Raw genomic sequence first — 25406 nt, forward strand, 5'->3', positions numbered from 1 at the left:
TGCTTCAGGTTCTGACGGACGCGGGCTGGAAGGCAGCGGCCAGCGCCGCTTTCCATGATGCAGTGAAGGTGCGCGCGGCGCGCGAGGCGGGCGCGATGAAATCGAAGCCATGGTAGGCGCCGGGAATGACCAGCAGCTGCGTCGGCACACCGGCCGCGATCAGCGCCTGCGCATAAGCCACGTCTTCCTGGGCAAAGAGATCGACCGCACCCACGCCGATGAACGCCGGGGGCAGACCGGCAAAGCTGCCGATCCGTGCGGGAACCGAGCCCGGCGGCACCGATGCACCACCGGCGGGCTGGCCGAGCAGACTGGCCCAGCCGACTCGGTTGCCCGCCTCGTTCCAGCCGATCGTGCCGATGAATGGCGGCACCCGGCGCGTGCTGCCGGTGCGATCATCGAGCATCGGATAGATCAGCACTTGATAGCACAGCGGCACGCTGCGGCGGTCGCGCGCGGCGATGGCCACCATGGCCGCAAGGCCGCCGCCCGCGCTCTCACCCATGATCGCAATTCGCGCCGGATCCACGCCCAGCGCGGCTGCATTTGCGTGAAGCCAAGCCAGCGCAGCATGGCAATCCTCGAGTGGTCCGGGGAATGCGGTTTCGGGCGAAAGCCGGTAATCGACCTCCACCACCACGCAGCCCATTTCCTCTGCAAGGCGCTGGGAAGCCGGGAACGTGTCCGTCATCCGGCCAACAATGAATCCGCCGCCGTGGATATGCAGCACCGCCGGACGTGGCGCTTCGCCAGGGCGCGCATCGATCACCGCGATCGGCACCTCGGGATGCCCCGGCGCCCCGGGAATGCGGCGCAGATCGATGGCCGGGAATGCGAGCGGCGGCGGTGGTGGCGGGGCCTTCAGCCGCATTGCCCGGATCGCGGCAGGATCGAGCGGATCGGGCAGCGGCCGGGCCAGGATCATCCTTGCGCCTTCGCGCAGTTCAGGATCGACCATCGCCAGCGGATCGTCCACCGGCGCGGCCGAAGCCGCAAGGGCCCGCAGCGGCATGGCTGTCAGCGCGGCGGCGCTAGCAGCAGCAAGGCCGAACGATCTGCGTGTGAACGTCACCCTCAATCCCTCTACCTTTGCCGCAATCTCTGGCGCGGTCATTGGCGCGCACACTCGCGCGCAATCGATTACCTTCTTACACCTTGCGGTCACAATTGCAATCGATTACGCAAGCTCCAGGATCGGGACGGCAGGCGCGAAGTCCTCGCCGCAGATCATCAGGAGAGAACCCGCGCCATGATCAGCCCGATTTTTCCCATCTGCGCCCGCGCGATGCGGTTGGCTGGCGCGCTCTTGCTGGCCGTCGCGGCACTGACCGTCCCGCAGGCGGCTATCGCAGCGGATGCGCCGCCCAAGGTTACCGTGGATGCAGACGGCACGGTTCACGTACCCGCAATGGCCGTGCCGGTCTCGTCGATGCTCAGCCCCGAGGCAAAGCAGTACATGGCCGACCATCTGCACGACATGCAGAACCCCGAGAAAGTGAAGCAGGTGGGCGGTGTGCCGGTGTTCATGGAACCCTACCTCGCCGAAGCGAAGGCCGCGTTCGCCACCACCATGCGCGAGCACCGCATCGGCGGGGTGCGTGTGTTCGACTATGCTCCCAAGGCCGGGATCGCCCCACGCAATGCCCGCCGCGTGCTGATCAACCTGCACGGCGGCGGCTTCATGGGCTGCTTCCCCGGCTGCGCAGAGCTCGAAGCCATTCCCGTTGCCGCGCTCGGCAAAGTGCGGGTCGTCTCGGTCGATTACAGGCAGGGCCCCGAGCACACGTTCCCCGCCGCGAGTGAGGACGTGGCGCTGGTCTATCGCGAACTGCTCAAGTCCCACCGCCCGGAGCAGATCGGCATCTATGGCTGCTCGGCCGGCGGGATGCTCACCGGCATGTCCCTGGCATGGTTTCAGAAGCACGGCCTGCCCCGCCCCGGTGCGGCTGGCATCTTTTGCGCAGGCCTCACCAGCTCGTCCAACGGCTTCGGCGGCGATGCCGATTACATGACTGCCGCCGTGGGCGAGGCGCGCCCTGCCCCGGCATGGCCCACCACCACCCCGCCAACATGGACCGCCCTTCCCTATTTCAAGGACGCGGACCCCAAGGACCCGCTCGTCTCGCCCGGCTCATCCGATGCCGTGCTGCGCCTGTTCCCGCCGACGCTGATCCTCACCGCAACGCGCGGGTTCGAACTGAGTTCGGCGGTCAAGACCCACACCCGCCTCGTCGCGCTCGGCGTTCCGGCGGAATTGCATGTGTGGGAAGGCCTGTTCCACGGCTTCTTCTACAAGCCGGACATGCCCGAATCGCGCGAGGCCTACGCCGTCATCCTGAAATTCTTCGACCGGAATCTCGCGCGCTAAGTCGCGAAGGCAGCGCGCAATTCCGCTTTCCACGCCGCAGTGAATTCCCGCGCCACGCGCGCTTCGGGCACGACGAAATCGAAGGCATGCCATGCGCCGGGCGTGACATGGATCCGCGTTTTCACCCCTGCCGCGATAAGGCGCCCGCCAAACGCGATATCCTCGTCGACAAACAGATCGAGCGCGCCGACGCCGATGAAGGTGGGAGCAAGGCCTGCCAGATTGCTCTCCCGTGCGGGAACGCTGCCAGCGGGCACCGCATCCGATCCCGCCGGTACGCCCAGAAACGCCGACCAGCCGAACCGGTTGGCCTCTGCCGACCAACCAATCGTTCCGATATGCGGCGGCACCTTGCGGGTCGAACCGGTACGGTCATCGAGCATGGGATAGATCAGAACGGCCTGACACAGCGCCACCTTGCCGCGATCGCGCGCCATCAGCGCGACCATCGCGGCCAGCCCGCCACCGGCGCTTTCACCCATCACCGCAATACGCGCCGGATCGACACCCAAACTCTGCGCATTGTCCGCAAGCCATTCGAGCGCGGCGTAGTTGTCGAGCACCGGGCCCGGGAAAGGCGTTTCCGGCGACAGGCGATAATCGACGTTGACCACGACCGCGCCGAATTCCGCCGCAAGCGATTGGCAGAACGCCGTCATATTGCGGGCGCGGCCGGAGATCATCCCGCCGCCGTGGATATGCACGATCGCAGGCCTTGGCGTGCCCGATGCCTCCGGGACAACCAGTTCGATCGCGACGGGCGGCGCGCCCGCCGGTCCGGGAATCGTCTGGAGCTTGACCTCGGGCGCGGCCAGCAGCGGCGGCGGCGCCCAAGCGGCGCGCATTGCCGGCAGAGCCTCACGCGTCATCGGCGGAAATTTCTGCGCGAGCATCGCGCGCGCCGCCGCCCGCAGTTCGGGGTCGACCAGCGCAAGCGGATCGGAACCGGCTGCCTCGGCCGCCTGGACAAGGCTGCTGCGCGCAAGCCCCGGCACAAGCGCCGCCGCTCCGGTGCCGAGAAGGATGCGGTGCAGATCGCGGCGACTGAGGGTCAATGAAAACTCCTGCCGAGGCGGTGCAGCGACCGCACCAGATGACGAATACGGTCTGCGTGGTTGCGCAACCGATTACAAGAGGCTTGAGCGGGCCACCGCCAAGCGAGTGATGCCTGAGTGTCTGCGGAAGGGTTCGCCCTCAGCGCCTCCAGTTCCATGACGAGGAGCCGCTTCGGTCGCGGCGCCCCCCGCGCTTGACTCGGGCTGCACCCTGCCCAATAAACCGGATAATTATTGGATCATCGAGGGCGTGGAATGGCGGCGCACAAGGAAACTACCGGCCCCGCACCCACCCGCATCTCCCTCGGCGCCTGCCTCCTGATCGGTGCAGCAGGGCTCCTCGTGCTTGGCGTCCAACCACTGCTCTATGGCAGCTATGTCCACGAAGGCCGGATCGGCGAGGCCAGCCTGGGCCTCCTCGCGGCCATAGAGATCGCCGCCATCGCGCTGGGCAGTGCAGGCGGGATCGCGTTACTGGGGCGGACGCCGGCGCGCATGGTCGCGCTGATCGGCATCGCCATCACTATCGCGGCAAACCTGCTCCCGGACGCGATCCCGCTGCTGCTAGTCCGCGCAGTGTCGGGAGCGGGCGGCGGCCTGCTGGTCGGCGTCGCGGCCGGTGCCATCGCGAAGTCCAGGGGCCTCAACGCCGCAGCGGCCGCGTTCCTGTTCCTTCAGTCCGCCAGCCAGTACGCCATCCTGCAATGGTTCGCGAGCGCCGCCTCCCCCGGTTCGGCGGCTGATGTCCAACACGCGCTCGCCGTGATCGCCGCGCTCACCGCGCTTGCACTGCCGCTCGTGCCGTCGCGGCTCGCCCCCGCCGCCCATGCCGAGAGTGCCGCCAGCAAGGGTGCCATCCCGCTTTCCGGCTGGATCGGCCTCGGCGCCTCAGCATTGCTGGTCGGCGCGGTCATCGGGATCTGGGCCTACATGGGCCTCTGGCTCGAAGCGCGCGGCATCGCGCCCGAACGCATCGCGCCGATGCTCACCGCCTCGATGGTCGGGCAGATGGCGGGCGCGCTGGTCGCCATTGCCGTGGGCGAGCGCGGGCATGCCGGGGCGAAGGCGGTCGGCACCGGCCTCGCCCTGATCCTCATCGTCGCCCTGCTGTTCCTGCGCGGCGCAGACGGTGCCGCAGGCTGGAGCCTCATCGTCGGCTACGGCTTCGTGTGGATGCTCCTCTCCCCCGCGCTCACCGGCTTCCTGCTTGAGGCCGATCCCACCCGCCGCAGCCTGCCCTTCGCCGCCTCGGCGCAGCTGATGGGCGCAGCGATCCTGCCCACGGCAGCGGGCATGATGATCGAGGTGCAGGGTATCGATACCGTGCTGCTCGCGTGTTCAGCCGCGGTCGTTCTCGGCCTCGTGATGATCGGAGGGGCGCTCGTGGCCCGCCCCCGGCTTCAGGCAGGGACGTAAGGCTCGACCGGCAGCTCCTCATACCGCGCCTTCAGCTGCAGTCCGAGGTACTGCGAGTAACTGCGCGCCATCGCGAGATTTCCGGCCATGAACCAAAGCCCCGGTTCGGGCGTCGGCTTCCACAGGTTCTTCATCTCGCCTTCCCACGGGCCTTCGTCGCCCGGGAAGCCCGAGCCATAGCCCCAGGTCTTGCCGATGCGCTCGGCAACCTCGGGATTGATGAGGCGCGCCACCCACTGCTTCATGTCGCCGAAGCCGGTTGCGTAGATGATGCGGTCGGCACGTTCATGGCTGCCGTCAGAGAGCACCAGCCCGTCTTCATCGATGCGCTCAATGGTGACGCCGGAACGCACTTTGATCCGCCCGTCAGCCACCATTTCCGAAGCGCCGACATCGACATAATAGCCTGACGAAGTACGCTGGAACTTCATCGCGATGCCCGTGCCGTCTGGCCCGAAATCGACCTGGAATCCTGCATCGGTGAGCCGCTGGTAGAACGGCGCTTCCGAAACCCGCAGCGCATCCCACGTCGCCCTGTTGACCTTCTCGGCAAGCCGCAGCGGCACTGACGCACTGATCAGGTCCGCCTTGTCGGTAACGAGTCCGGAATCGAACGCCTGCTGCGAATAAGCACCGGCCAGCAGCGTCTCCATGTTCGATTGCCGCACGATCAGCGTGGAGGAACGCTGGATCATCACCGGCTCGGCGCCATGGCTCACCAGATCGGCGCATATATCATGCGCGGAGTTGTTGGCGCCGATGACGACCACGCGCTGGCCCTCAAGCCCTTCGCCGCCCGGATGCTCGCTCGAATGGCATTGGTGGCCCTTGAAGCTGTCCCGCCCCGGAAATTCCGGCGTGACCGCAAAGCCCGCATTACCCACCGCCATCACCAGATGTTCAGGCACAAGCGTCACCGGCTTCCCGTCGCGCAGCATCTCCACCCGCCACTTGCCCGTCGCCGGATCGCGGGAAATTCCCTTGCACTCGGTGCTGGTCCAGATTCCCAGTTCCATGATCCCGGCGTAATATTCCAGCCAGTCGCCCATCTTCTGCTTGGGCGTGTAGACCGGCCAGTGATCCGGAAACGGCACGTAGGGCATGTGGTCGTACCACACCGGATCATGCAGCAGCAGCGACTTGTAGCGCGAACGCCACTGGTCGCCCACGCGCGGGTACTTGTCGACCAGCAGGCACGGCACGCCCAGCATCTTGAGCCGCGCGCCCAGCGCAAGGCCGCCCTGCCCCGCGCCGATCACCAGCACATAGGGCGGATTGCTCTCGTTCCACTGCTCGACATCGTCATGGCGCACGTCTTCCCAGGTGCGCTGGCCGGTCTCGTCCACCACGCCCGAATGGCGGCGCCCGCGCAGCGGTTCCTCGAAGCCCTTGAGTTCCTTGAGCGCCGTCAGCAGCGTGAAGCACTGCTCGCCCACCAGCCGCACATAGCCTTCGCCCCGGCCCAGCGCCGTCTCGAAGCTGATGAAGCCTTCGCTCGCCCCGGCGGCCGCATCGCTGGCAAAGCCGCCGATGCCGGAATCCTGTGCCCGTGCGCTTGCGAAGGCGGTGATCGCCGCCGTCCCCTCATGCGTCGCCAGCGTCCAGCCGAGCGCCAGGTAATCGCGCCACAAGCCATCGGGCAGGAACAGGCCCGCCACCGCCGCGCCATCCACGGCGGCCAGCGCCGCGCCGAACTTCTCAAGCCAGCCATGTACGTCAAGCATCAGGAATTGCCGCCTTTTTCTAAGCTCGCCGCGCAGATCAGAAGTGCGCGATCAATTGGATCCCGAAGGTTCGCGGATCGTTGTAGTTGATCTGGTCCTGCGTGATCACTGGCGCAATTGAGGATATCACCCGCGCCGAATTGAGGTTCTTCACCCAAAGCGCCGCCTCATAGGCCTTGGACGGCGATTGCCACGCCAGCCGCGCGTTGATCCTGCCGTTGCCCTTCACTTCGGTGCTCGCCGCATTGTCCGGGAACAGCGCGATCGAGGACACGTATGTACCGTCCACCCGCGCCTTGATCGCCGACCCTCCGGCCAGCGGCACTGTCAGGTTGATCCCGCCCGAAAATGCGAACCGGGGGGCGTTGACCAGCCGGTTGCCCGAATAGCTCACCCCGCCCAGCGCGGCGAACTTCTTGTATTCGCTGTGCATGAAGGTTGCCGCACCGAACAGATCCAGATTGCGCGTCGGCCGCACGGTGAGTTCCGCCTCCAGCCCGTAGATCTCCGCATTGCCCGCATTGAGCTTGCGCTGCACCGGGATGGGTCCGGTCAGATCGAACACGAAAACCTGCAGATCGCGGTAGTCGTAGTAGAATGCCGAGGTGTTGAAGCGGACCTTCCGGTCGAGGAATTCGGTCTTCAGCCCCACTTCATAGGCATAGAGCTTCTCCGAATTGAACGGCGTAAGCTGCAGCGCATCGGTCGAGGCCCCGCCCGCGAACCCGCCGCTGTTGTAGCCCTTGGAGAATGAGGCATAGACCAGCGTATCGCCGGTCTTGTAGTTGAGCGCCGCGCGCCAGGAGAGATCGCGGAAGGTCTTGGTGCCGTTGAAATCGAGCAGCGGCAGGGTCACGTCCGAGTAGGCCTTCACTGGCACCACCCCGCCCACCGCATCGAACAGGCTGTGGTAATCCATGTTGATCCGGTCATTCGACCAGCGCAGGCCAACTGTGGCGGTCAGCTTGTCGGTCAGCTTGTAATCCGCCTGGCCGAACAGCGCGAAGCTCCGCGTCCGCTGCGTATAGGGATAACGCAGCAGCCCCAGCGAATTGACCGGATCGAACGTGCCGAGCAGATCGCCGGGATCGCGCAAGCTGCGCAGCAGATCGAAGCTGCTGTCGGTCGCCAGCGTGTCGTGGAAATAGTACGCGCCGACGATCCAGTTGAGCTTGCGCTCGCCGGTCGATTGCAGACGCAGCTCCTCGCTCCACTGGCGCGGGCGGTCTTCGTAGTAGGCGACCACGAAGTCGTTGGGGCTGGCGTCGGTATCTTCCAGCGTCGCGCGGTTCACCTGCTCGTAGGCGGTGATCGAGGTCAGCTGGACCCCGCCGAAATCCACCTGCCCCAGCAGCGAGGCGCCGAATACGCCGATGCGCTCCTTGCCTTCGACATTGTAGTCACCGGCATAGACGTTCTTGTCGGTGTCCGCGTAGCCGAACGCGTCGGTCGGCGTGCCATCGGGCAGGAATGATGGGTTGCCAAAGAAATCGACCCCCTGCCCGCGATGCTGGAACTGCCGCGCGCCGCCAGTGTTGTTGCCGCCGTGGACCGAAAGACGCAGCAGCACATTGGGCGCGGGCGTGAAATCGGCAATCCCGCGCAGCGCCCAGAGGTTGATGTTGTTGACCTTGTTGCCGGTCACGCGGTTCAGCGTCGTTCCGTCGCGCCGGTTCAGGAACCCCGCCACGCGCACCTTGAGGAGGTCCTTGGCAATCGGCCCGCCGATCCCGCCTTCCAACTGCACTTCGTTGAACCGGCCATAGAGCGCGGAGAAATCGCCGCTCAGTTCGTCGGTCGGCTTGCGGCTCGCAAAGCGGATCGCGCCCGCCGTGGTGTTGCGGCCATAGAGCGTGCCCTGCGGCCCCTTGAGCACTTCGATCCCATCCGAATCGAACACGTTGAACAGCTTGCCCGCGTTCGCGCCAAGGAACACGTCATCGACATAGACGCCAACCGCGCCCGTGGTGTTGGAATTGAAATCGCCGATACCCACGCCGCGGATGAACAGCGATGTGGTCGAGGCCGCCGTCCCCGCCTGCATCGAAAGGCTCGGCACCAGCAGCGTGAGGTCGCGCGGATCGCGGATGCCGGTCTCGCTCAGTGCATCGCCGCTGATCGCCGCGATGGCGATCGGCACATCCTGCACGTTCTGCGCGCGGCGCTGCGCGGTGACCACGATCTCGGCAATTCCCGCATCCTTTGCAGGCGGCGCGGCTTCCTCCGCAAAGGCCGGCATGGCCAGCGTCAGCGCGCTTCCCGCCAGAATGATCCCAAGGCACTGCTTAACTTTGGCCCGACGCATAATCATTCCCCCCGCTTCGGCTCCGCAGCGCACAGGCGCGAGCCCTGATCCCCATGACGCAAAGCTTCCCCCATTCCGCAGCAGCGTCAAGCCGAATTTGACTTAAATTCGGATTTTTATTTGAATTTGGGTTGAACCGCGCAAATTCGGCGCTAGGCTTCGCTGCATGGTCACAATCCTCCCCAGGCCGGGGGCGCCCGGTTCCGCCGAAGCGATCCGCCGCCCGCGCCAGAAGCGCAGCCAGCAGCGGTTCGAGGCGATCCTCGATTCCGCCGATCGCCTGCTCGAAACGCTCGAGCCCGCGCAGATCAGCATCTACACCCTCGCCGAGGAAGCGGGCCTTTCTGCCCCCTCGATCTACCATTTCTTTCCCGATGCTGGGCAAGTCTTCGTGGCGCTGGCCGAACGCTACGTGCGCGAATTCGTCGATCTGCTCGACAAGCCGCTGCCCCCCGGCATCCAGACCTGGCAGCACTATGTCGCCGCGCGCTATGGCCATGGCCGCGATCACTACAACGCCCACGCCGCCGCGCGCCGCCTCCTGCTCGGTTCGGGCCTTTCCGCCACGATTCGCGCGCGCGATCTCGAAAACGACCGCGTGCTTGCGCAGCGCTCGATGGCCGAACTCAGCCAGCTGTTCGAGATCGCCCCCAGCCTCGATCTGATCGAGCGTTTCACCGAACTGCTCGTGATCAACGATGCGATCTGGACCCTTTCGGTCCACCGCCACGGCACGATCACCGACGCGTACGAGGAGCAGGCCCGCCGCGCGCGCGAGGCCTATGCCCGCACATTCCTGCCCGAATACCTGCCGCTGCGCACGTCTGCGCACCAAGCCGCCTGAACCATACGAGGGAGAGCCCGATGACCACGAACGCCGCCGACAAAGCTCTGCGCGAACGCGCCCTGAAAGTCGTGCCGAACGGCATGTACGGCCACGAGGCGACCACGCTCATGCCCGAAAGCTACCCGCAGTTTTTCAGCAAGGGTGAAGGCGCCTATATCTGGGACGTCGATGGCAACCGCTACCTCGATTTCATGTGCGCCTATGGCCCCAACCTGCTGGGCTACAACAACAGGCGCGTGAACGACGTAGCTGTCGCCCAGCTCGCGCTTGGGGATACGATGACCGGCCCGAGCGCACACTTCGTCGAGCTCGCCGAAGCGTTGGTCGGCATGGTCAGCCACGCCGATTGGGCGATGTTCTGCAAGAACGGCACCGACGCGACCACCATGGCGATGACCACCGCCCGCGCGCAAACCGGCAAGCGCCGCATCCTTGTCGCGGACGGCGCCTATCACGGCGCGGCCCCGTGGTGCACGCCGATGCCTGCCGGGATCGTGCCGGAAGAACGCGCGTTCATTTCCAAGTACCAGTACAACGATGTCACCAGCCTCGAAGCCGCCGTCGCCGAAGCAGGCGACGATCTCGCCGCCATTTTCGCCTCGCCCTTCAAGCACGATGCCTTCATCGATCAGGCGCTTCCCGATCCGGCATATGCCAAGCGTGCGCGTGAGCTGTGCGACGAAACCGGCGCGATGCTCATCGTCGATGATGTGCGCGCGGGCTTCCGCCTGATCCGCGATTGCAGCTGGGAGCTCGTCGGCGTCCGGCCGGACATGAGCTGCTGGGGCAAGTCCTTCGCCAACGGACACCCGATTTCCGCCCTGCTCGGCAACGACCGCTGCCGCGAGGGTGCGGGCCAGATCTACGTCACCGGCTCGTTCTGGTTCGCCGCCGTGCCCATGGCTGCCGGGGTCGAGACGCTCAAGATCCTGCGCGAGACCGATTACCTCGAAAACTCGATCCGCCTCGGCGCGCTATGGCGCGAAGGCCTCGATGCGCTCGCCGCGAAGCACGGCTTTGCCCTGCGCCAGACCGGCCCCGTCCAGATGCCGCAGATCCTGTTCGAGGGCGACCCCGACTACCGCATCGGCTTCGCGTGGGGCGAGGCGATGCTTAAGCGCGGGGTCTACGTGCACCCCTGGCACAACATGTTCTTCTGCGCCGCGATGACCGAGGCCGATATCGAGTTCGCCCTCAGCGCCGCAGACGAAGCCTTCGCATCGGTGAAGGCCCAGTTGGCGACAATCGAGCCGCACCCCGTAGTGCTGATGTTCCTTAGCGCGATGGCCGGTGCGCATTGATCGCAGGATCCTCCCCATTTTTGCGAAGCACAAATGGGGAGGTGGCAGCCCGCAGGGCTGACGGAGGGGTAATCACGAATTAGGGTGGCGCCCTATGCCAAACTGGATTTCCCGCTTCTACCGCACCGCCGCCATCTACGGCGCGGTTGTCCTTTTGCCTGCCTATCTCGGGCCGTGGCCGGCTGAACAGCCGCATATCTACCTCGGCTTCATAGGCCTCGCGCTCGTTTTCCAGGCAATCTTTTGGATCATCGCTTCAGACCCGGTCCGCTATCGTCCGCTGATGGCCGCATCAGTGTTCGAGAAGCTCGTCTTCGGGGTGCCCACAGTGCTGCTCTTCGCCCAACAGCGCGTCGGCCCCCTCGATGCCGGCTTTGCCACGATCGACCTGCTGCTCGGCCTCGGCTTCCTGCTCGCATGGAGAGCGACGCCAAAAGCCTGATTCAAGGCTTGGCAAACGCGGCCCAATCCGTCTTATAGCGGCCAAAATCAAACACGCTGCGAGAGGACGCCCCCCATGAGCCAGGCCATTTACCCGGTCCCCGAGAATTGGTCCAAGAGCGCCCTTATCGACGAGGTGCGCTACGCCGAGATGTACGCGCGCTCGCTGGACAATCCTGAAGAGTTCTGGCGCGAGGAAGCCAAGCGGCTCGACTGGATCAAGCCCTTCACCACGGTCAGCACCACCAGCTTTCACGAGGCTGATTTCGGCATCAAGTGGTTCGAGGACGGCACGCTCAACCTCGCCGCCAATTGCCTCGATCGTCACCTCGCGGAGCGCGGCGATCAGATCGCCATTCTGTGGGAGCCGGATTCGCCGGACACCCCCGACCGCCGCATCACCTACCGCGAACTGCACGAGAGCGTCTGCCGCTTCGCCAATCTGCTCAAATCCCGCGGCGTCGTGCGCGGATCGCGCGTCACCATCTACCTGCCGATGGTCCCCGAAGCCGCCGTCGCCATGCTCGCCTGCGCGCGGATCGGGGCGATCCACTCGATCGTCTTCGCGGGCTTCTCGCCCGATGCCCTCGCCGGCCGCATCAGCGATTGCGACAGCCGCCTTGTCATCACGGCGGACGAAGGCCTGCGCGGTGGCAAGCGCGTGCCGCTCAAGGCCAATGTCGACGAAGCGCTGGGGCATTGCCCCGGCGTCGATACCGTGATCGTCCTCAAGCACACCGGCGCCGATGTGCCAGTGGTCGAAGGCCGCGATGTGGACTGGGCTAGCGCCGCCGCGCAGCAATCCGTGGACTGCCCGCCCGAAGAAATGAGCGCCGAAGACCCGCTGTTCATCCTCTATACCTCGGGCTCGACCGGCAAGCCCAAGGGCGTGCTGCACACCACCGGCGGCTACTCGGTCTGGGCCTCGATGACGCACGAGTACGTCTTCGATTATCGGCCCAAGTCTGATGGTTCTGTCCAGATCTACTGGTGCGCGGCCGACGTGGGCTGGGTCACCGGCCACAGCTACGTCGTCTACGGCCCCCTCCTCAACGGCGCGACGACCGTGATGTTCGAAGGCGTGCCCAATTTCCCCGACCCCAGCCGCTTCTGGCAGGTGGTCGACAAGTTCGGCGTCGAGATTTTCTACGGCGCCCCCACCGCGCTGCGCGCCCTGATGCGCGAAGGCGACGAGTGGGTGAAGAAGACCAGCCGCCAGTCCCTGCGCCTCCTGGGCTCGGTGGGCGAGCCGATCAATCCCGAGGCGTGGGAGTGGTATCACAAGGTCGTCGGCGAAGGCCGCTGCCCGATCGTCGACACCTGGTGGCAGACCGAAACCGGCGGCGCGATGATCACCCCGCTGCCCGGCGCCACGGCCTTGAAGCCCGGATCGGCCAGCCGTCCGTTCTTCGGCGTCAAACCTGCGCTCCTTACCAGCGAGGGGCAGCTTCTCGAAGGCGCAGCGGACGGCTGCCTCGTCATCGAGCAGAGCTGGCCCGGCCAGATGCGCACCGTCTGGGGTGATCACGAGCGCTTCTTCCAGACCTACTTCACCACCTTCCCGGGATACTACTTCACCGGCGACGGCTGCCGCCGCGACGAGGATGGCTACTACTGGATCACTGGCCGCATCGATGACGTGATCAACGTCTCGGGCCACCGCATGGGCACCGCCGAAATCGAAAGCGCGCTGGTGGCGCACCCCAAGGTGGCCGAGGCAGCCGTGGTCGGCATGCCGCACGAGATCAAGGGCCAGGGCATCTACGCCTTCGTCACGACCAACGCCGATGTCGAGCCGGATGAGGCGCTGCGCAAGGAGCTGGTCCAGTGGGTCCGCCACGAAATCGGCCCCATCGCGACGCCCGATGTGATCCAGTTCGCCCCCGGCCTGCCCAAGACCCGCTCCGGCAAGATCATGCGCCGAATCTTGCGCAAGATCGGCGAGAACGACGTCGGCAATCTTGGCGATACCTCGACGCTGGCGGACCCGTCGGTGGTGGACAACCTCCTCGCCAACCGCCCGAACGCCTGAAACAAGAAAGGGCCGAGGCGCTGCCTGCGCCCCGGCCCTTTCCTTCACATCACAAACTTACGAACGGTCGGCATTTATCACCTTGGTCCAGGCCTTGGCGAAATCACGCACGAACTGCTCGCGCGCATCTTCGCTGGCATAGGCTTCGGCCACCGCGCGCAGTTCGGAGTTCGAACCGAAGATCAGGTCCACCGGCGTCGCGGTCCACTTCAGCGCGCCGCTCGTCCGGTCGCGGCCTTCATAGGCAGTGCCCGCCTTGCTCCACACGGTGTCCATGCTCAGCAGGTTGACGAAGAAATCGTTCGAGAGCGTGCCGAGACGGCCCGTAAACTCGCCCGCGTTCGAACCGCCTGCATTGGCATCGAGCACGCGCAGCCCGCCTATTAGCACGGTCATTTCCGGCACGGTCAGCCCCAGCAGGCTGGCCTTGTCGACCAGCGCCTCAGCCGGAGACTGCCACGCATCTGCGCTCTGGAAATTGCGGAAGCCGTCAGACTTCGGCTCCATCGGCGCAAAGGCGGCAGGATCGGTCTGCTCCTGCGTGGCATCGACCCGGCCCGGCGTGAACGGCAGCTCAAGCGCAACACCGGCCTTGCCCGCCGCCTGCTCGACTGCGGCATTGCCTGCCAGCACGATCAGATCCGCCATGCTGACGGTGCGGCCACCGGGCGCGGTGCGGTTGTAGTCCGCCCGCATCTTTTCCAGCGCGGCAAGCACCTTGGCTAGTTCCGCCGGATCGTTCACCGCCCAGTCCTTCTGCGGCGCAAGGCGGATGCGCGCACCATTGGCGCCGCCGCGAAGGTCCGATCCGCGCCACGTGGAGGCCGAAGCCCACGCCGTGCGCACCAGTTGCGCCGGGGTCACGCCTGCGCCCAGAACCTTGCTCTTGAGCATCGCGATTTCCGCCGCGCCGATCAGCGGGTGGCCATCAGCCGGCAGCGGGTCCTGCCAGGTGAAGGTCTGTGCCGGCACATCCATGCCGATATAGTGCGTCTTCGGCCCCATATCGCGGTGGGTCAGCTTGAACCACGCGCGGGCGAAGGCATCGGCATAAAGCTCGGGCTTGTCCTTGAAACGCAGCGCGATGGCGCGGAACGCCGGGTCCTGCTTGATCGCCATGTCGGTGGTGAACATGATCGGCGCGTGGGTCTTGCCCGCCTCGTGCGCGTCCGGCACGATCTGCACGTCCGCCGCGTTCGCCGGCTGCCACTGCGTTGCGCCCGCCGGGCTCTTCACCTTGACCCATTCGAACGCGAACAGGTTGTCGAGGTACTGGCTCGTCCACTGCACTGGGCTCGCCGACCAAGCGCCTTCGAGGCCGCTCGTCACCGAATCCTTGCCCACGCCGGTCCCGCAGCTGTTCTTCCAGCCTGTGCCCTGCGCTTCGATCCCGGCACCTGCAGGCGCCGCACCAACGCACGTTGCGGCATGCGCACCATGCGCCTTGCCGAAGGTGTGCCCGCCCGCGATCAGCGCGACGATTTCCTCGTCGTTCATCGCCATGCGGCCGAACGACTGGCGGATATCATGTGCCGCCGAGATCGGATCGCCGTTCGCGTTCGGGCCTTCGGGGTTCACATAGATCAGCCCCATCTGCACTGCCGCGAGCGGGCCCTTGAGCTGGCGCTTCTCGTTCCAGCGGTCGCCATTGGCTTCCAGCCACTTCTTCTCTGTGCCCCAATAAACCGCATCCGGCTGCCACGTATCCGCGCGGCCGCCGCCGAAGCCCAGCGTCTTGAAGCCCATCTGTTCGAGCGAGACATTGCCGGTGAGGACCATCAGGTCGCCCCACGAGAGCTTGCGGCCATACTTCTGCTTGATCGGCCACAGCAGCCGCCGCGCCTTGTCGAGGTTGGCGTTGTCCGGCCACGAATTCAGCGGCTCGAAGCGCTGTTCACCGCCCGCGCCGCCGCCGCGCCCGTCCATCGTGCGATAAGTGCCGGTGCTGTGCCAGGCCATGCGGATGAAGAACGGGCCGTAGTTGCCATAGTCCGCAGGCCACCACGGCTGCGAGGTCGTCAGGACCTTGGCGATATCCGCCTTCACCGCCTTGAGATCGAGGCTGAGGAAGGCCTTGGTGTAGTTGAAATCAGAACCATAAGGGCTCGCGAGCGTATTCTCGTTCTGGCGCAGCGGCGTCAGATCAAGCTGGTCGGGCCACCAGTCCTTGTTGGTGGTCGGTTTTTCGGCGGTGGCTGCAGATGGCGGCGTCATGGCCGCATCGGCGGCGTGCCCGGCCACCGGCATTGCGGCAAGCAGCGCAATGGCGAGGGTCGTAAGCGAAGCGCGCATAGGTAAGGTCCTCTCTTTTGGCGGAAGCCGGACACGGGCGCGCAGCCGCCCGCAAGGCGGATAGGCGCGCGCATCCCTGCCGGATACCGCTCGGGTTTCAGGATCGGATTGCCCGGGGCCGCGGGGAGGCCGCCGTGCCCTCATCTTCTGGCGCAAAGCCCCCTCCAGCGGCCAGTGCATTTGTCCGCTTACAATGATCGACCTTCTCGATCATCCAGCAACAAAACGCATGGAAACGCGCACCGTGCAGGCAGCGGACGGATCGGCGATTTCAGGGGAAAAACAAATCTGGACACCCGGCGCGGTGCAATTTTACGCATCCTCTCCCAAGGTCGCGCCGGGTGAACGACTTGTTATGTGCTAGGGGATTTACCGCATAGGATAAGCAGAGTCATCAGGAAATTGCGCCCCGGCCAGACTTTGCGCACGAAATAATGCCGCGCGCCCAAAGTGGGCCTGATGCCAAACCCTTCGCGAATGCTGCAATCATGCTGCGTCCTTTCCCTGATCCCCGCGAAGGACGATCTTATCCGCATCGGTCCTATCCCGCATGGCGATGCGCCGATCCACCCGCCTTGCCCTTGCCGCACTCGCACTTGCTGCGCCCTGCCTTGCTGCGCCTGCCCCGGCTGCGGCACAATCGGCGGTGGAATTCGGCGCGTCCTACACCGCCGATCTGCTCTCCGCCGCCGCGCACAGTGCCGATCGTGGCACCGACTTCGTCGGCCGCGCCGATGCCTGGGTCGATTTCAAAGGCCCTGTCATCGGGCTTGATGCGCTGTCCGCGCATCTCGATCTGATCGCGGTTCACGGCCCCGATTTCTCGGGCCACCGCATCGGCGCATACCAGACGGTGAGCAGCCTTGAGGCCGACACCCTTCCCCACGTCTACGAAGCTTGGGCGCAGTGGAAACCCAACCCCTACCTCTCCGCCAAGGCCGGTCTCATCGATCTCAATGCCGAATTCGATATCCAGAACACCGGCGCGCTCTTCGTCAACAGTGCGTTCGGCATCGGCCCCGATATCTCGCAAAGCGGCCTCGCCGGGCCATCGATCTTCCCCATGACCAGTTCGGCGCTGGTCGTGCGGCTGCAGCATGGCCGCAAGGCGCTCGCGCTTGGCTTGTTCGATGCGCTCGCCGGTTCCCGCAACGATCCGCGCAAGGCTGCGCTGCGCTTTCCGGGCACGACCGGCGCTCTCCTCATCGCCGAGACGCGCCTGCCGGTCGGCACCTGGCTGCTGCAAGCCGGTGGCTGGCAGTATACAACGCGCTTCGATGCGCTCGATCCCGCCCGGCCGCCCGCCATGTCGCGCGGGGTTTACGGCATGTTGGAGGGCGCGGTGACGCGCAAACTCAGCGCGTGGATCCGCCTTGGCATCGCTGATTCCCGCGCCAATCCGGTGGCGACCTATGTCGGCGGCGGTGCGGTCGCCATTCTCGGCAATTGGCGCCTCGGCCTTGCAGCCGCCCACGCCCGTCTCGGCGAAGCCGCACGGCAGACCCTGTTTGCACCAAACCGAGCGCGCCGCGCCGAAACCGTGTTGGAACTCACTGCGCAGCGCCCGCTCGCCCCCTGGCTCAATATCCAGCCCGATCTGCAATACGTGATCCATCCGGGCTGGGATCAGACTGCCCGCAGCTCGCTCGTGTTCGGCCTGCGCTTCAGCATGGCGATCCCGGAAAGCTGAGGCCGCAGCGCAGATAGCGATACTCCTCTGCGCGATGGCTTTTCATTCTTGCAAACAGGGCCATGCGGCGCTGAACGTCAGCCCAGCGCCATCCCCGGTGCGGAGGTTGTCAGAATCATGCCGCAGTACCCGTTCCAGCTCGTCGACGTTTTCGGTGAAACCCCGTTCTCGGGCAATCCGCTGGCCGTGATCGCGCTCGATGCCGATCGGGATACCGCAGAACTTCAGGCCGTCACGCGCTGGCTCAACTTGTCGGAAACCGCCTTCCTCCTGCCGCCGACCACCGACGCAGCGGATTACCGTGTGCGCATCTTCACGCTGGACCGCGAACTGCCCTTCGCCGGCCACCCCACGCTCGGCTCGGCCCATGCATGGCTCGCGCTCGGCGGCACGCCGCGCCATGGCGGCAAGGTCGTGCAGGAATGCGGCGCGGGCCTCATCGATGTGCGCCGAGGCGCCGATGGCCTTGCCTTTGCGGCGCCGCCGCTGCTGCGCGCGGGCGCCGTCGATGCAGACAAGCTGGCGGAGGCCTGCGGTGTTCTCGGGATCGCACCGGACGATGTCGTCGCTGCCGAGTGGATCGACAACGGCCCCGGCTGGCTCGGCATCCAGCTCAAGGATGCGGCGTCGGTCATCGCAGTCGAACCGGCGCGTTCGCACGCCTCGCGCATCGATATCGGCCTGGTCGGCCTGCATCCCGCCGGCAGTCCCTTCGCCTATGAAGTGCGCGCGATCTTCAGCGATCCCTATGGGGGGCTGATCGAGGATCCGGTCACCGGCAGCCTCAATGCCTCCGCCGCCGAATGGATGCTCCGCGCCGGCCACGTCTCCGCACCCTACACTGCCACGCAAGGCACCCGCCTCGGCCGCTCGGGCCGCATCCGCATCGAACACGAAGCCGGTGGGCCGATCTGGGTCGGCGGTGCCACGGCGACGCTGTTTTCAGGCATGACGGGGGAAGTGGCCTTCCCCGCCTGATCAACCCTGTCAGCGCGCGGCGGGCTTGCCCTGCCGCATTTCCAGCCCCAGCGCCCAGCGCCGCTGGAAGCCGCGCCAGAAGCCCGGCTGGTCCGCCGATGCGGGCTTGCCGCCCACGTTCTGGAACGGTGCCAGCGGCCATTGCCCGTCCCCCGCCTGTGGCGGCGTCACATCGAGATAGGCTTGCTTCGCGGCATCACCCTTGAGGTGGAGATCGAGGAACGCGGTGATGAAGTGCTGGTTGATCGCGTTGATCCGCTCGGTGCGCCACACAGGCTCGGCGAAGTATTCGCGGGTCGAGAAATCCGCATCGGCCTCAGGCGGAGGCGGATTGCCGCCCACGTTGTGCCGGGCGTTCTGGTAGAGCAGGAAATGGCGCTGGTTGCTCGCCATGTGGTCGAATATCCAGCTGACGCCGTTCGCCGCATCGACGATGTCGTCATGATCGCCGTCGATCATCAGCACCGGCTTTGCAAAGGCTGCGAGCGCGGCCTCTGACCACACCCGCACTGTGGGGCTCCCGCCGAACGGGGCGAGCGCCACCACGGCCTTGATCCGCGCGGCGAGCGGTTTGCCCGCCGTCTGGCTTTCGAGCAGTTGGTCCCGCGCGAGCGGCGGCAACTGGGCGAGCACCGGGCTGGTCGGCGCATAATCAAGCCCGGCAGCGCCGAGCACGCCGAACCCGCCCATCGAATAGCCGACGAGGCCGATCTGCCCCGCATCGATGGCCTGCCCCAGCGCATCGCCCGGCTTGCTGGCGCGCCGTGTCAGGTCATCGATCACGAAGCGGATATCCCGCGCGCGGTGAACCAGAACATTGCCGAACGAGACCGGGAACTCAGCCGGGTTCACCACCCGCTGATCGGCATGATCGATCGCGACGACGATATAGCCTTTGCTGGCAAGGTTTTCGGTGAGCCAGGTCATGAAGGTGTCCCAGCCGTTGTAGCCGTGCGAGACGACCACCAGCGGGAAACGCTTTCCCTTGATCGGTGCCGCACCATCGGCTGCCAGGCTGGGAATGCTGAACTGGCCGCCAGTGCCATCGGGCTTTGGCAGTACATGCGTGAACGATGCGCGCGCGGTGCCCGCGGCCACCTCGGCGGGATACCAGATCCGCGCCTTGATCGTGCGCGTGGTGCGGGCAAGGCCAGTGGCCGAAAGCACCACGCTGCCCGGCGCCTCCACAGTCAGCGTCTGCGTACCGATCGCAAAGGTGCCCAGCGCCGCCAGTTCCGGCGCATCGGGCGGCGGCACCGCATAGGACTGCCGCGTCGGCGGGACCGAAGGCAGCGCTTGCGCATGGACGGCAGGCTGTGCCGCCGTGGCCAGCAGCAGGCCAGAGGCAAGCAAGCGGCGGAGTTTCTTCATCGCGCGCATATCCGATTCTTCATGGCAGGAAGGATGGCCCCAAACGAAAACGCACCCACGCAGAAAATCTGCATGGGTGCGCCTTCACGTCCGGAGGGGGTGGACGATCAGAAGTTCAGGCGGACGCCGGCGGCATAGCGCGCACCGGTATCGACATAGTCGAGCACCTGATTGTCGAAGCGGCCAGTGGTGATGTTCTTCGCATTGGTGACGTTCGTCCCCTCAGCAAAGATCTGCGCGAACTTCTTGATGTCGTAGCTCACGCGCACGTCGACCTGGCTGAACGGACGGCGGAACACCGGGTCACCGCCCTGGCCGGGGGTGACGAGGTATTCGAGGAACCGGCCGCGACGGTTGTAGGCGACGCGGGCAGCAAAGCCGTCCTTTTCGTAGAAGCCGGTCAGGTTGTAGCTGTTGCCGAGGCCTTCGAGCGCGAACGAGGTCGTCGTGCTGGTCACGTCGAAGGCAGCGCTGCTGTCCACGAACGTTGCGTTGGCCGCCAAGCCGAGGCCGTCAAGCGGCGCGGGCAAGTAGTCGAACGTGTGCACGACGTTGAGCTCGACACCGCGCACCGTTGCGTTCTCGGCGTTGCGCGGACGACGCACGTTGAACGTCGCGGTGTTCGGACCCGTGATCCCGCCGCCCACCGGCAGATTGCTGGCATTGGCAATGGCGAAGTTTTCGGCCGAACGGGTCTGCACGATGAAGTCATCGATGCTCTTGTAGTAGCCGGCCACCGAAAGCGTCGTGGTCGACGTCGGGTACCACTCCAACGAGATGTCGAAGTTGTTCGACGTGTAGGGCTTGAGGTCGGGATTGCCGCCGCTGGCATCGAGGCTGGCCGGACGCGTCACGTCGAAGTTGGTGCGCGGCGCGAGGTCGCGGATCTGCGGGCGGGTAAGCGTGCGCGACGCGGAGAAGCGCGCGATCACCTTGTCCGACAGGTTCACCTTCACGTTGATGTTCGGCAGGAAGTAGTCGTAGCTCGACCGCTTCGCTGTCGCGACCGGCGCGCCGCCGTTGGCGAACACGGCCTGATAGATCGTCGGATCGTTCGGCACCGAAAGCAGGTCGGTCAGCGCCAGCTGGCGGCCGCTCGCGATCAGCTCGGTGTGCACATAGCGCGCGCCGATGTTGACCACCCAAGGCAACGCGCCGAGGTCGCCCTTGAGATCGGTCTCGAGGTAACCGGCGAAGACCTTCTCCGAAACCGCGAACGAGTTCGGCTGGACGGCAGCGGCAAAGCCGTTGGTTGCCGCCAGCTGCGCAGCCGTGGTTCCGGGAGCAAGACCGCGTGCCTGATCGCGCGCCGCCGCCTGCGCGGGGCTTTCGAGGAACTTGAAGTAGGCATTGGCATCATAGCCGAGGATCTTCGTCGGCACGCTGCCCGATCCGCCCGGCGCGCGCAGCGTGAGAGGGCTGAGAAGCGCAGCCGAAGCGGGCTCGTTGTAGCCGCAATAGAGGCACAGCGTGTTGGGATCGCTCGCGATCGACTGGCTGTTCTTGCTGCGGTTGGTGTTGATGAGGCCGAAGCGGACTGCATCGAGCACACCGCCGTCAGACTTCCACTCGGTATCGAGCTTGTACTCAAGCACGCGCTCGGCCTCGGTGTTGCCCTGGCGCAGCGCGATGTGCGAACGGCCCAGCGCCGCGTTGGTCAGGTCTGCCGTATAGCCCACCGTCGAGGGGAAGCCGTTGCCGGTCGCTTCCTTGAAGCTGTAGGTGCTGGGGACGCCGATCACGGTGAAGTAGTTGCGTCCGCCGGCCGCATCCTTGGCGCGCGACCACGAAACGTCGGCCTTCACGGTCAACTGGCTGTTGGGCTTCCATTCGACATTGCCGCCCAGCGCGTAGGTCTTCACAAAGCGGTTGTTCGACGTCTGGATAAGGTCGGCGTTGCCGTTCGTCGTCAGCGAGGTGATCGTGCGGTTCGAATCGATGGCGGCTGCCGTGTAGCTCGAAGGCTCGAACCAGCTGCCGAGTGCCTGGACGCGCGAATCGACGTTGAACTGGTTGTAGAGGCCGTCGACCGTGAAGGTCAGCTGGTCGTTCGGGCGGTACTGGCCGGTGGCGGTAAACCCGATGCGCTCGCGCGACTGGTCGTCCTGGCCCACATCCTGGTTGCGCGGGGCAAACACGTTGGTGAACAGCGGGTTCGCAGCCGGGCCGACCGTGGTGCCGGGGATATAGCCGCGGTTCTGCGTGTAGCGGGTCTGGGCATCGCGCTTCTGGTACGAAACCGAAGCCAGCAGGCCCAGCTTGCCATCAGCGAACGTGTCGCTGATCAGGCCGAACGCCTGCGGCGTCACCTTGTCGCTGTTGCGCTCGTACTGGCCCTTGGCCGAAACGACCGCCTTGAAGCCGCCCAGATCGAGCGGGCGCGGCGTCTTGACGTTGAGCGTCGCGCCGATGCCGCCATCCTGCAAGCGCGCCTGCGAGCTCTTGTAGACTTCGGCGCCGCTGATCAGTTCGGCTGCCAGCAGGTCGAAGCTGAACTCGCGGCCCTGGTTGTCGCTGGCGAAGGTGCGGCCGTTGACCAGCACCGTGTTGAACGCCGGGCCGAAACCGCGAACCGTGACGAAGCGGCCTTCACCGTTGCTGCGATCGATCGCCACGCCGGGAATGCGCTGCAGCGATTCCGCCACGTTGGTATCGGGGAACTTACCGAGGTCTTCCGAGCTGATCGCATCGACGATGCTGAGCGAGTTCTTCTTGATGCTGGCGGCGCTGCGCAAGCTGCTGCGGATGCCGGTGACGATGATCGCTTCGGGCTCCGAAGACGCGCCGGCGGGCGTTTCCTGCGCGAATGCGGGGGCTGCGCCGCCGACAATCGCCAGCGCGCTGCAGCAGGCAAGAGCTTGCGCACGCATACGCGACATAGCAGATAAACTATTGAATTTTGACATAATCTGGCTCTCCCCTTGTTGCCGTCAACCGTGTCCGGTCAGACGTGCCAAGTGCTTCGACGCGGGTTGCCCACGCCGTTGGGGGTTTGACTGATATGTTTTATCAGATAAATCAAATGAAAGTTTTTTGGGCCATCGCATTGATGCTCGACTGGTGCGAAATTGCTGCACCCGGCGATGCGGCGAGTACCCTTTGGACAAGCCTTGCCAAGCCCAGCAAGGCAGCGGCAATAAGGGCGCAGGGAGCAGGACATGAACGACAGGGTTCGGCAAGTGGTGATCGTGGGCGGCGGCTCGGCCGGTTGGATCGCTGCTGCCCGCATTGCCGCAGCACACCGCCCGGAAGGCGAGAACGGGGTCTCGGTCACCCTCGTCGAATCCGTCACCATCGGCACGATTGGGGTAGGTGAAGGCACCTGGCCCACCATGCGCAATACGCTGCGCAAGATCGGCATCTCGGAAACCGAATTCTTCCGTTCGTGCGATGCCGCCTTCAAGCAGGGCGCGCGCTTCACCGGCTGGGTCACGGGTGAGCCGGGTGACAGCTATTATCACCCGCTCAATCCGCCGCAGGCCGCCACGCAGATCAATCTTTCGGCCCACTGGCTGCGCCGGCAGGACGGCGCGGGCACCGATTTCGCCCATGCGGTCGATTTCCAGTCGGCATTGTGTGATGCGGGCCTTGCGCCCAAATCGATCAGCACCGCCGAATATGTCGGCCTCGCCAACTACGCCTACCACCTCGATGCGGTGAAGTTTGCCGCGCTGCTCAAGAAGCATTGCATCGAAAAGCTCGGCGTGCGCCACATCATTGATGACGTGACCGGCGTGAAGCTCGACGAAGCCGGTTTCGTCACCGGCGTAGAAGCAAAGGCGACGGGCCTGATCGCGGGCGATTTCTTCGTCGATTGCACCGGTTTCGCCGCCTTGCTGATCGGCCAGACCTATGGCGTACCCTTCGTCGAATGCAGCGATGTGCTGCTCGCCGATCACGCGGTTGCCTTGCAGGTGCCCTACGAGCACGAGGACGATCCCGTCGCCAGCCAGACCAATTCGACAGCGCAGGCCGCCGGCTGGATCTGGGATATCGGCCTGCCCACCCGGCGCGGCACCGGCTATGTCTACTCCAGCCGCCACACCAGCCACGACGAGGCGGAAGCCACCCTGCGCGCCTATCTCGGCCCCATCGCCGATGGCCTCAATACGCGGCGCATTCCGATCAAGTCGGGCCACCGCCAGCGCTTCTGGGAAAAGAACTGCGTCGCGGTCGGCCTCGCCAACGGCTTCCTCGAACCGCTCGAAGCCTCCGCGCTGATGCTGATCGAGACCGCGGTCGATTTCATCGTCGATCGCCTGCCACAGAGCCGCGCGGTGATGGCCCCGCTGGCCCGCCAGTTCAACGCCGCGTTCGAGCATCACTGGGCGCGGATCATCGATTTCCTCAAGCTGCACTACGTGCTGACAAAGCGCGAGGACACCGCCTTCTGGCGCGACAATCGCGATCCGGCCACAGTACCCGAACGGCTGCGCGAACAGCTGGAACTCTGGCGGCATCTGCCGCCCGGCCCGCAGGATTTCCCGCACCAGCCCGAAGTGTTCTCGTGGCCGAGCTACCAGTACGTGCTCCATGGCATGGGCTTCGAATGCAATCTCGCCGAAGGCAGCCAGGTTACCGCCGAAGCTGCACTCGCCCAGCGCTGCTTCATGGCGACCCAGCGCCAGCAGGAACAGGCGCTCGCCGCACTGCCCTCGCACCGCGCGCTGCTCGATGCGGTGCGCGTCCACGGATTCCAGGCGGTATGAGCGGCCCGGCCAGCCTCGCCGCCGTGCGCCCCGAGCGCCACGGCCAGCTCACCATCGGCATCGGCACCGATCTTGCGGCCGCCGCAGGGCTCGGCCACGTCCCCCTCGGCTTCAGCGAAATCCCGCTCGCGGTCTGCGACTATCCGGTCGTGCTGATCAAGGACGGCACCACCGGCGGCTTCCGGCTCGTCGCCCTGCTGGGCTTCGAGGCGAACCGCAATCTCTTCGTGATCGGCGAGAACTGGGCGGCGACCTACCTGCCGCTCAACGTCCTGCGCCTGCCGTTCTACCTCGGCGCAGCGGACGGCGGCGCGCTGGCGGTCTGCCTTGACGAAGCCAGCAGCCTCATCGGCCGCACACCTGGCCATGCCCTGTTCGATGCGGATGGCACCGAAACCGGCTTTCTCACCAGCCGCCGCAAGCTGCTGGACGACATGCTTGCCGATGCCGAGGCAACTGCGCGGTTCGTCAATGCCATCACTGCGGCGCGCCTGATCACTCCGATGACGATCACGCTCCACCACGCGGACCAGCACCAGCAGGACATCGCCAGTGCCTACACCATCGATCCGCTCGCGCTGGAAACGCTGGATGGCGCGGCGCTGCTGGCGCTCCACCGCGATGGTCACCTCGGCGCGATCTACGCCGTCATGCACAGCCTCGGCCAGCTTGGCCGGCTCGAACAGCTCCACAATGCGCGGGGCGAGCGCCTGATCACGCGCAGCGCGGTGCAACTCCATCTGTGATGCGGCCACCCGCCACACACGCACTTGCTCTTGCCGCGTCGTGCGCGTAGCAGCCTGTGATATTATAAATGCGACAATAGGTCATGAGACCAGCCGCACAGCGAGAGATGCCATGGCAGGACGATCACCCG

Annotated in this window: 18 protein-coding genes; 11 read left to right on the forward strand and 7 right to left on the reverse strand. The window is 65.6% G+C overall.

Going from position 1 to position 25406, the window contains the following annotated elements:
- Positions 1 to 4: 4 nt before the first annotated feature.
- Entirely contained in the window at positions 5 to 1072 is a 1068-nt protein-coding gene (locus tag ACODS2_RS17995; protein WP_489000047.1) for an alpha/beta hydrolase, read from the reverse strand.
- A gap of 177 nt (positions 1073 to 1249) precedes the next feature.
- On the opposite strand from ACODS2_RS17995, the gene ACODS2_RS18000 reads away from it, so the two are divergent.
- Positions 1250 to 2368, forward strand: a complete 1119-nt coding sequence (locus tag ACODS2_RS18000) for an alpha/beta hydrolase (protein WP_489000048.1) — start codon at positions 1250 to 1252, stop codon at positions 2366 to 2368.
- Here the strand turns inward: ACODS2_RS18000 and ACODS2_RS18005 are convergent.
- Positions 2365 to 3423, reverse strand: coding sequence for an alpha/beta hydrolase (locus tag ACODS2_RS18005; RefSeq protein ID WP_489000049.1), 1059 nt, complete (start codon positions 3421 to 3423; stop codon positions 2365 to 2367). The two genes, ACODS2_RS18000 and ACODS2_RS18005, sit on opposite strands and share 4 nt — an antisense overlap.
- A gap of 255 nt (positions 3424 to 3678) precedes the next feature.
- Here ACODS2_RS18005 and ACODS2_RS18010 point away from each other — a divergent pair, with 255 nt between their 5' ends.
- Positions 3679 to 4839 (forward strand): hypothetical protein, encoded by a 1161-nt coding sequence (locus ACODS2_RS18010; RefSeq protein WP_489000050.1) that lies wholly within the window; start codon positions 3679 to 3681, stop codon positions 4837 to 4839.
- Here ACODS2_RS18010 and ACODS2_RS18015 read toward each other — a convergent pair.
- Positions 4824 to 6563: an NAD(P)-binding domain-containing protein gene (locus tag ACODS2_RS18015; RefSeq protein ID WP_489000051.1), complete on the reverse strand. Its 1740-nt coding sequence runs from the start codon at positions 6561 to 6563 to the stop codon at positions 4824 to 4826. The genes ACODS2_RS18010 and ACODS2_RS18015 overlap by 16 nt on opposite strands.
- Positions 6564 to 6600: 37 nt before the next feature.
- Positions 6601 to 8874, reverse strand: coding sequence for a TonB-dependent receptor (locus tag ACODS2_RS18020; RefSeq protein WP_489000052.1), 2274 nt, complete (start codon positions 8872 to 8874; stop codon positions 6601 to 6603).
- 160 nt (positions 8875 to 9034) lie between these two features.
- Between ACODS2_RS18020 and ACODS2_RS18025 the strand changes: the two genes are divergently transcribed.
- The 4 genes from ACODS2_RS18025 (at position 9035) to acs (ending at position 13489) form a co-directional block, all read left to right on the forward strand.
- Positions 9035 to 9712 (forward strand): TetR/AcrR family transcriptional regulator, encoded by a 678-nt coding sequence (locus ACODS2_RS18025; RefSeq protein ID WP_298169427.1) that lies wholly within the window; start codon positions 9035 to 9037, stop codon positions 9710 to 9712.
- A gap of 20 nt (positions 9713 to 9732) precedes the next feature.
- Complete coding sequence (locus ACODS2_RS18030; RefSeq protein WP_489000053.1) at positions 9733 to 11016, forward strand: aminotransferase class III-fold pyridoxal phosphate-dependent enzyme; 1284 nt, start codon at positions 9733 to 9735, stop codon at positions 11014 to 11016.
- A 94-nt stretch (positions 11017 to 11110) separates the two neighbouring features.
- Entirely contained in the window at positions 11111 to 11458 is a 348-nt protein-coding gene (locus tag ACODS2_RS18035; protein WP_489000054.1) for a hypothetical protein, read from the forward strand.
- A 75-nt stretch (positions 11459 to 11533) separates the two neighbouring features.
- Positions 11534 to 13489, forward strand: a complete 1956-nt coding sequence (gene acs / locus ACODS2_RS18040) for an acetate--CoA ligase (protein WP_489000055.1) — start codon at positions 11534 to 11536, stop codon at positions 13487 to 13489.
- A gap of 57 nt (positions 13490 to 13546) precedes the next feature.
- Here the strand turns inward: acs and katG are convergent, their stop codons facing one another.
- On the reverse strand, positions 13547 to 15781 hold the full coding sequence (gene katG, locus ACODS2_RS18045; RefSeq protein WP_489000056.1) for a catalase/peroxidase HPI: 2235 nt from the start codon (positions 15779 to 15781) through the stop codon (positions 13547 to 13549).
- Between the two features lie 193 nt (positions 15782 to 15974).
- Between katG and ACODS2_RS18050 the strand changes: the two genes are divergently transcribed.
- The 3 genes from ACODS2_RS18050 (at position 15975) to ACODS2_RS18060 (ending at position 18449) form a co-directional block, all read left to right on the forward strand.
- The gene (locus tag ACODS2_RS18050) at positions 15975 to 16145 is read left to right on the forward strand and encodes a hypothetical protein (RefSeq protein ID WP_489000057.1); all 171 of its coding nucleotides are present in this window, start codon (positions 15975 to 15977) and stop codon (positions 16143 to 16145) included.
- Between the two features lie 192 nt (positions 16146 to 16337).
- The gene (locus ACODS2_RS18055) at positions 16338 to 17471 is read left to right on the forward strand and encodes a carbohydrate porin (RefSeq protein WP_489000058.1); all 1134 of its coding nucleotides are present in this window, start codon (positions 16338 to 16340) and stop codon (positions 17469 to 17471) included.
- A gap of 117 nt (positions 17472 to 17588) precedes the next feature.
- Positions 17589 to 18449 carry a PhzF family phenazine biosynthesis protein gene (locus ACODS2_RS18060; protein ID WP_489000059.1) on the forward strand — a complete coding sequence of 287 codons (861 nt, stop codon included), beginning with the start codon at positions 17589 to 17591 and terminating at the stop codon, positions 18447 to 18449.
- Positions 18450 to 18458: 9 nt separating this feature from the next.
- Here ACODS2_RS18060 and ACODS2_RS18065 read toward each other — a convergent pair whose 3' ends face one another.
- Both ACODS2_RS18065 and ACODS2_RS18070 read right to left on the reverse strand, forming a co-directional pair.
- Complete coding sequence (locus ACODS2_RS18065; RefSeq protein ID WP_489000060.1) at positions 18459 to 19820, reverse strand: alpha/beta hydrolase family protein; 1362 nt, start codon at positions 19818 to 19820, stop codon at positions 18459 to 18461.
- A 107-nt stretch (positions 19821 to 19927) separates the two neighbouring features.
- Entirely contained in the window at positions 19928 to 22690 is a 2763-nt protein-coding gene (locus ACODS2_RS18070) for a TonB-dependent receptor (protein ID WP_489000061.1), read from the reverse strand.
- 288 nt (positions 22691 to 22978) lie between these two features.
- Here ACODS2_RS18070 and ACODS2_RS18075 point away from each other — a divergent pair, with 288 nt between their 5' ends.
- The gene (locus ACODS2_RS18075) at positions 22979 to 24529 is read left to right on the forward strand and encodes a tryptophan halogenase family protein (protein ID WP_489000062.1); all 1551 of its coding nucleotides are present in this window, start codon (positions 22979 to 22981) and stop codon (positions 24527 to 24529) included.
- On the forward strand, positions 24526 to 25275 hold the full coding sequence (locus tag ACODS2_RS18080) for a SapC family protein (protein ID WP_489000063.1): 750 nt from the start codon (positions 24526 to 24528) through the stop codon (positions 25273 to 25275). Before ACODS2_RS18075 ends, ACODS2_RS18080 begins: the two co-directional genes overlap by 4 nt.
- Positions 25276 to 25406 lie beyond the last annotated feature (131 nt).

The sequence above is a fragment of the Novosphingobium sp. FG137 genome, assembly GCF_057809735.1.

What these genes read in the sequence shown, in the direction of transcription:
- ACODS2_RS18065 (WP_489000060.1), bottom strand. Translation starts at nt 19,820, where the DNA reads ATGAAGAAACTCCGCCGCTTGCTTGCCTCTGGCCTGCTGCTGGCCACG.
- ACODS2_RS18015 (WP_489000051.1), bottom strand. Translation starts at nt 6,563, where the DNA reads ATGCTTGACGTACATGGCTGGCTTGAGAAGTTCGGCGCGGCGCTGGCC.
- ACODS2_RS18070 (WP_489000061.1), bottom strand. Translation starts at nt 22,690, where the DNA reads ATGCGTGCGCAAGCTCTTGCCTGCTGCAGCGCGCTGGCGATTGTCGGC.
- ACODS2_RS18000 (WP_489000048.1), top strand. Translation starts at nt 1,250, where the DNA reads ATGATCAGCCCGATTTTTCCCATCTGCGCCCGCGCGATGCGGTTGGCT.
- ACODS2_RS18050 (WP_489000057.1), top strand. Translation starts at nt 15,975, where the DNA reads ATGATCGACCTTCTCGATCATCCAGCAACAAAACGCATGGAAACGCGC.
- ACODS2_RS18075 (WP_489000062.1), top strand. Translation starts at nt 22,979, where the DNA reads ATGAACGACAGGGTTCGGCAAGTGGTGATCGTGGGCGGCGGCTCGGCC.
- acs (WP_489000055.1), top strand. Translation starts at nt 11,534, where the DNA reads ATGAGCCAGGCCATTTACCCGGTCCCCGAGAATTGGTCCAAGAGCGCC.
- ACODS2_RS18030 (WP_489000053.1), top strand. Translation starts at nt 9,733, where the DNA reads ATGACCACGAACGCCGCCGACAAAGCTCTGCGCGAACGCGCCCTGAAA.
- ACODS2_RS18055 (WP_489000058.1), top strand. Translation starts at nt 16,338, where the DNA reads ATGCGCCGATCCACCCGCCTTGCCCTTGCCGCACTCGCACTTGCTGCG.
- ACODS2_RS18025 (WP_298169427.1), top strand. Translation starts at nt 9,035, where the DNA reads ATGGTCACAATCCTCCCCAGGCCGGGGGCGCCCGGTTCCGCCGAAGCG.
- ACODS2_RS18020 (WP_489000052.1), bottom strand. Translation starts at nt 8,874, where the DNA reads ATGATTATGCGTCGGGCCAAAGTTAAGCAGTGCCTTGGGATCATTCTG.
- ACODS2_RS18060 (WP_489000059.1), top strand. Translation starts at nt 17,589, where the DNA reads ATGCCGCAGTACCCGTTCCAGCTCGTCGACGTTTTCGGTGAAACCCCG.
- ACODS2_RS18035 (WP_489000054.1), top strand. Translation starts at nt 11,111, where the DNA reads ATGCCAAACTGGATTTCCCGCTTCTACCGCACCGCCGCCATCTACGGC.
- ACODS2_RS18010 (WP_489000050.1), top strand. Translation starts at nt 3,679, where the DNA reads ATGGCGGCGCACAAGGAAACTACCGGCCCCGCACCCACCCGCATCTCC.
- katG (WP_489000056.1), bottom strand. Translation starts at nt 15,781, where the DNA reads ATGCGCGCTTCGCTTACGACCCTCGCCATTGCGCTGCTTGCCGCAATG.
- ACODS2_RS18080 (WP_489000063.1), top strand. Translation starts at nt 24,526, where the DNA reads ATGAGCGGCCCGGCCAGCCTCGCCGCCGTGCGCCCCGAGCGCCACGGC.